The sequence below is a fragment of the Mesorhizobium sp. M7A.F.Ca.US.002.01.1.1 genome, from assembly GCF_004022955.1.
Lineage (GTDB): Bacteria > Pseudomonadota > Alphaproteobacteria > Rhizobiales > Rhizobiaceae > Mesorhizobium > Mesorhizobium ciceri.
Genome location: NZ_RZQE01000382.1, coordinates 1 through 5851, shown reverse-complemented (window position 1 = coordinate 5851; position 5851 = coordinate 1). Strand labels below are relative to the sequence as shown.

5 protein-coding genes and 2 pseudogenes are annotated in these 5851 nt (G+C 62.2%); 5 read left to right on the top strand and 2 right to left on the bottom strand.

What is annotated here, in order from left to right:
- Window positions 1-189, top strand: a pseudogene (gene pcm, locus EN932_RS27255) (protein-L-isoaspartate O-methyltransferase); the annotation flags it as partial.
- Window positions 190-380: 191 nt separating this feature from the next.
- Window positions 381-1883 carry a peptidoglycan DD-metalloendopeptidase family protein gene (locus EN932_RS27250; protein WP_127367304.1) on the top strand — a complete coding sequence of 501 codons (1503 nt, stop codon included), beginning with the start codon at window positions 381-383 and terminating at the stop codon, window positions 1881-1883.
- Window positions 1884-2015: 132 nt separating this feature from the next.
- Here EN932_RS27250 and EN932_RS27245 read toward each other — a convergent pair whose 3' ends face one another.
- The gene (locus EN932_RS27245; protein WP_127368532.1) at window positions 2016-2906 is read right to left on the bottom strand and encodes an NAD-dependent epimerase/dehydratase family protein; all 891 of its coding nucleotides are present in this window, start codon (window positions 2904-2906) and stop codon (window positions 2016-2018) included.
- A 113-nt stretch (window positions 2907-3019) separates the two neighbouring features.
- Here EN932_RS27245 and EN932_RS27240 point away from each other — a divergent pair, with 113 nt between their 5' ends.
- On the top strand, window positions 3020-3841 hold the full coding sequence (locus EN932_RS27240) for an AraC family transcriptional regulator (protein ID WP_127368525.1): 822 nt from the start codon (window positions 3020-3022) through the stop codon (window positions 3839-3841).
- 39 nt (window positions 3842-3880) lie between these two features.
- Here EN932_RS27240 and EN932_RS27235 read toward each other — a convergent pair whose 3' ends face one another.
- A complete protein-coding gene (locus EN932_RS27235) occupies window positions 3881-4756 on the bottom strand; it encodes an ATP-binding protein (protein WP_024503854.1) in 876 nt (291 codons plus the stop codon).
- Between the two features lie 277 nt (window positions 4757-5033).
- Here EN932_RS27235 and yajC point away from each other — a divergent pair, with 277 nt between their 5' ends.
- Both yajC and EN932_RS27225 read left to right on the top strand, forming a co-directional pair.
- Entirely contained in the window at window positions 5034-5378 is a 345-nt protein-coding gene (yajC, locus tag EN932_RS27230; RefSeq protein WP_127368526.1) for a preprotein translocase subunit YajC, read from the top strand.
- A gap of 51 nt (window positions 5379-5429) precedes the next feature.
- Window positions 5430-5851, top strand: a pseudogene (locus EN932_RS27225) (protein translocase subunit SecDF); the annotation flags it as partial.

The window sequence follows — 5851 nt, the reverse complement described above, 5'->3', positions numbered from 1 at the left end:
TTCGACAGCCTGCCGCGTTTCCTGCTCGACCAGTTGTCGAGCGGCGGTATCGTCATCGCTCCGATCGGCCCCGAAGAGGGCGAACAGGTGCTGGCCAAGCTGACCAAGGTCGGCAGCCGCTTCGAGCGCGAAGACATCGGCCTCGTTCGCCTGCAGCCGATCCTGCGCGGTGTTGCCGCTATTATCTAGCGCGGATGTCGATGTTCGGCCGCGTCGTGCGCCCGTCTTCGACCCCGGCTGGCCTGACCCGAAATCTTCGCACGGCTCGCTCTCTAATATTTTAAGAAAAATTGCGTCGGATTCCATGAGGTTAACCGTCGAGTAACATTAACGCGCTTTAATCATGCCTAGTTTGTACCGGGTATGTGCGGGTTAGTGCGATGCAACTCAGTGTTTTGAAGACAAACGGTCGCAATCTGGCGCGAGGCTGCGCCATTCTGATGGTCGCGGGTGCTGCTGCGGGGTGCAGTTCCCAGGTTTCGCGGTTCAATGGCGTCGACGACGTCTTTACATCCTCGACCAACAATCAGCGCGCCATCATCAACAAGCAGGATGCCGTACAGCAGCCCTATCCGGGCGATGTCGCCGCCGCTCCGATCGATGGCAGCCATACACAATCGGTCAGCCGCTCCAGCCTCGAGCCGGTCTCGACGCGGCCGCTGCCGCCGCCCGTTGCCCAAGCGCAGCAGGCGCCGGCATCGAAGCCGGTGCGCACCGCATTGGCCCCGGCACCGCATGTCGACAGGACCACGACCGGCACCGTCGCTCCGGCGGCGTCGCCTTTCAAGGTTTCGCAACCTGACGAACCCCGCGTGGCTGCTTCCGGCACTCCGCATGCAACCGAGATCGTCGTCAGGGACGGCGAAACGATCGGCGGCCTGGCGCAGCGCTACAAGGTGCCGTCCGACGTGATCATGAAGGTCAACGGGCTGAGCGCGACCAAGGGGCTAAAGACCGGCCAGAAGCTGGTCATCCCGGCCTATGCCTATTCCAGCAAGAGCGAGGCGAAGGTCGCGGATGCCAAGCCGGCGAAAGACGGCAAGCACAACCTGCCGGCCACTGCGCCGGACAAGGTCGCCGTTCTGCCGCAGCAGCCGAAGCCTAAGGAAGGCAAGTCCGCCGCTCAGGTCGACGCGTCGGCCGCAGCAAACCAGCCCAAGGAGCCCAAGCCGCAGGTTGCCAAGACGACCGGCGCTGCTGGGACCTACACGGTCCAGTCGGGCGACACGATGTCTTCGATTGCCAGGAAGACCGGCGTCGGCGTCGTTGCCCTAAAGCAGGCCAACGGGATGAAGGACGGACTGCTCAAGATCGGCCAGACCCTGAAGGTGCCGGCCGGCGGAACCGCGACCGTCGCCGCTGCCAAGCCGGCCAAGGTCGATCCGGTGACGACGGCCACCACGCAGCCCGCGGCAAAGACCACGCCGTCTGAAACGCTGGCGTCCTACACGCCGCCGAAAAAGGATTCGAAGGTCATCCAGCAGGCCGAGGCCGACGATGCCGTCGCGCCTGATGCCACCGGCATCGGCAAGATGCGCTGGCCGGTGCGCGGCCGCGTGATTTCCGGTTTCGGCTCGGGCAAGGACGGCGTCGATATCGCCGTGCCGACGGGCACACCGGTCAAGGCGGCCGAGAACGGTGTCGTCATCTATGCCGGCGACGGCCTCAAGGAATTCGGCAACACGGTGCTGGTGCGCCACGAGAACGGCCTGGTCACCGTCTACGGCCATGCCAGCTCGATCGAGGTGCAGCGCGGCCAGAAGGTCAAGCGCGGCCAGGAGATCGCGCTGTCGGGCATGAGCGGCACGACGGACTCGCCGAAGCTGCACTTCGAAGTGCGCAAGAATTCGGCGCCAGTCGATCCCTCCGGTTATCTCGAATAGTCGGGGCTGTTTCGAATAGAAGAAAAAAAGCAATTTGCGGGCCGTCTGACCTCCAGTCCGGCCCGCCGGCTCAGCCCGTTCCGAAAGGAGCGGGCTTTTTCAGTTCCGGTGCGACGCGCCAGTCTTCAAGCTTCAAAGATGGTCGCGCAGAGTGTCGGCGATCATGACGCCAAGGCTGCTGGCCTTGACGCCGAGAAGCGTCTCCGCGTCGGAGGAATCGACCAGCAAGGGTTTGTCGAAGAGATAGCTCATCTCGATAAGCTCATGCATGCCCAATGCTTCCACTTCGGAGATGGAATAGGAGCGTGTTTCTGGAATTTCACGGTGAAGCATTGCCGCGGTCGCCCGGATGAGTTCCCGGGATGGGGCGTGTTGCGATGGAACATGGAACGCCCGTCCCCATTCGCCCGTGTAGCGCGAGGCAGCGACCAGTGTCCTGGCCACGTCCTTCGTGAAGGACCAGGCGTGAGTTGCGTCGAGGTCGCCAATGAAAGCCGTCGGTTTCCCCTCGAGTATGGAGGGCAGCGCGACCAGTGAGAAAGAGCTGATCGCGCCATGTCCAAGATAATCGCTGGACCGCACTTCGACGGCCGGCACGTCCGCACGGACCGCCCGCTGCCACATGATCGTCCGGGCGGTTCCTTTCTTCGAAGTCGGATCCAGAGACAGGTCGGAGTGAAGCGGGCTTTCGGCATCTTTGCCATAGCCATAGAGATTTCCGAGCACCACAAGCTTCGCGCCGACCGCTTCGGCAGCCCGCACGGTGCCGTCGATGATTGGGAAGAAGTCGGTCGGCCAGCGGTGATAGGCGGCCATGGCGCACATGAAGATCGCGTCGGCGTTTCGGCTGATACGCGCCAGTTCCGCGGCATTGGTGGCGTCGGAGTGCACGGTCCGGACGTTTTGCAGCGCGTTCGAACCGACACTCCGGCTCGTCAAGACAACATCATGGCCTTCTTCGCCCAGAAGCCGCGCGGTCTCGCGACCAACCGGGCCTGCTCCCACAACAACATAGAAACTCATGGCATAACCTCTCATCCAAGTTTTATGGAGAGGCGTAGGTACATAGCCACGGCATTGAAAATCGCGCGGGAATTGCCAAGTCTTGAACAGGTTTTGCCATGAATCGAGAAAGCATGCTCTCGCAAGTCGCCCCGGCCCGATCCCCGTCCGACGTAACATTGGCCTCCCGGCATGTCGAAGCCGGGGTCCATCGTCTGCTCCGGGCGCCACACCATCGCATCATGGTGCATGCAAGTGCCGCGACGCGCTCCTACTGCCATGAGGTTCGACGATATTTCGTCAGGCGCGCCGGCGATATCGACCTGGTGCCCGCCGGTCAGGAGGGTGGGTTCGAGGCTGAGACCCCGTTCGACACGATCGAGATCGCGTTACAACCGGCCTTGATGGAAAGGGTGGCAGCCGAACTTGGCGGCAAGGCGCGCGCATTGCCGCTCGGCACACGTCACCTGCTTCGTGACCAGCGCATCGAACACCTCGCGCGAGCACTGGAGAGCGATCTCAATGCGAAGTCGCCGAGCGGGTCGTTGTTTGCCGACAGCATCGGCGCCGCGCTCGCTGTGAGGCTGCTTGGCCTCGGTGAACCTGATATCGATCGCGCGAGCCGGCTGTCGGATACTCAGCTCAAGCGCGTGCTGGAGCATATCGAGGTTGCGCTGCACGAACCCCTGTCGATCCATCGACTGAGCCGGGTTGCCGGCGCCAGCAGTTCGCACTTGCGGACATGGTTCAAGGCGGCGACGGGCTTCACCCTGCACCGCTACGTGCTACGGCGTCGCGTCGAACGCGCACGCGTCCTGCTGCAGCAAGGCGATCTCAGCACAAGCGAGGTGGCGGAATTGACGGGCTTCGCGCACCAGTCACATCTGGCGCATTGGATGCGGCGTGAGATCGGCCAAACGCCGCGTGATTTGCGGCGGTCGCAGCCGCCCAAATGATCTTGTCATCGGATGGCGTTGGCGACGCTATCCAACGCATCAGTCCTTCAGCGGTTTGCCGAGCCGGCCAGCCAAATCCTGGGTGAACTGCCAGGCGACGCGGCCCGAGCGGCTGCCGCGCGTCGTCGCCCATTCCAATGCTTCGGCGCGCAGCGTGTCGGGATCGATTGTCAGCCCGTGATGGCGGACATAGCCGTCGATCATGTCGAGATACTCGTCCTGCGAACATTTGTGGAAACCGAGCCACAGCCCGAAGCGGTCGGACAGCGACACCTTTTCCTCGACCGCTTCGGACGGGTTGATCGCGGTCGAGCGTTCATTGTCGATCATGTCGCGGGGCAACAGATGGCGGCGGTTCGAGGTGGCGTAGAAGATGACATTGGCTGGACGGCCCTCGACGCCGCCTTCGAGCGCTGCCTTGAGCGATTTGTAGGAGGTGTCGTCATGGTCGAAGGAGAGGTCGTCGCAAAACAGGATGAAGCGGAAGGGCGCCGCCTTCAGCAGACCCATCAGCTTCGGCAGCGTGTCGATGTCCTCGCGGTGGATCTCGATCAGCTTCAACGGCAGGTCGGACCTGGCCTTGGCGTTGATTTCCGCATGCACGGCCTTGACCAGCGACGATTTGCCCATGCCGCGCGCGCCCCACAACAACACATTGTTGGCCGGGTAGCCGGCAGCGAAGCGTTCGGTGTTGTCGACAAGGATGTCGCGGACGCGGTCGACGCCACGGATCAGTCCGATGTCGACGCGGTTAACCCTGTGCACCGGTTCCAGATAGCCCGGATCGGCCTGCCAAACGAAGCAATCGGCCTCGCGGAGGTCGGTTTGGGGCACCGGCGGCGGGGCAAGGCGGCTCACCGCTTCGATCAGCCGGTCGAGTTTCTGGTTCAGGGCCTCAATGCTGCTGTCGGTCATGTCTGTCTTTTGTTTTCGCGTTTTTGATGTCTTGGGGCGTGAAGCTGCCCGATTTCGCCTGATACAAAACCGGTTGCAACCTTTTGTTCGAGCATAATTTTTTGCGGAAACCGGCTCGCGCTTTTTGCGATCCTGCTCTAACACGGCTCAACAGGCCGGAAAAGCAGCCGATTTGGCCGGCCGCGCAGTTGCATTGACAACTTTACCGACTATATTCCGGCCAAATTTCAAGGGGCCGCCAAATTGGCGGCTGTTTTCAAAATTCAGGAGTACCTCGATGTTCGTGACACCGGCATACGCCCAAGGCGTCGGCGCTTCTCCCGATATGTTCCAGTTCATCAATATTTTGCCGTTTGTCCTGATTTTCGTGATCATGTATTTTCTGATCATCCGGCCGCAGCGCACGCAGCTGAAGAAGCGCGGCGAGATGCTGGCCGCGGTCCGTCGCGGCGACACGGTCGTCACCGGCGGCGGCTTCGTCGGCAAGGTGACCAAGGTGATCGACGACAACGAGCTCGAGGTCGACCTCGGCAATGGCTTGAAGGTGACGGCGCTGCGCTCGACGATCGCCGATGTGCGCGTCAAGGGCGAGCCGGTGGCCAACCAGAACGCCAAGAAATAATCCAATTTTAGGCGGAGCGATCCGCGGACACGCTCTGACGGACGACGCCATATGTTGTATTTCTCGCGCTTCAAGATGATCCTGATCTGGGTGGCCGTGGCCATCACGGTGATCCTCGCCGCGCCCAACCTGTTCTCCGCCAGCACGCTGGCGCAGCTGCCCAACTGGGTGCCGAAGCGGCAGATGACGCTCGGCCTCGACCTGCAGGGTGGTTCGCACATCTTGCTGGAAATGAACCAGAACGATCTGATCAAGGACCGGCTGGAGACGACGCGCGACGAAATCCGCACGCTGCTGCGCGACGCCAAGATTGGCTATACCGGCCTTGCCGGCACCGGGCGGACCCTGCAGGTTCGCATTACCGATCCCGCCCAGATCGATGCCGCCAAGACGGCGCTGAAGACGCTGACCGATCCGGTCGCCGCCGGCCTGTTCACCGGCGGTTCCGTGCAGGAAATGACGCTCGACGATTC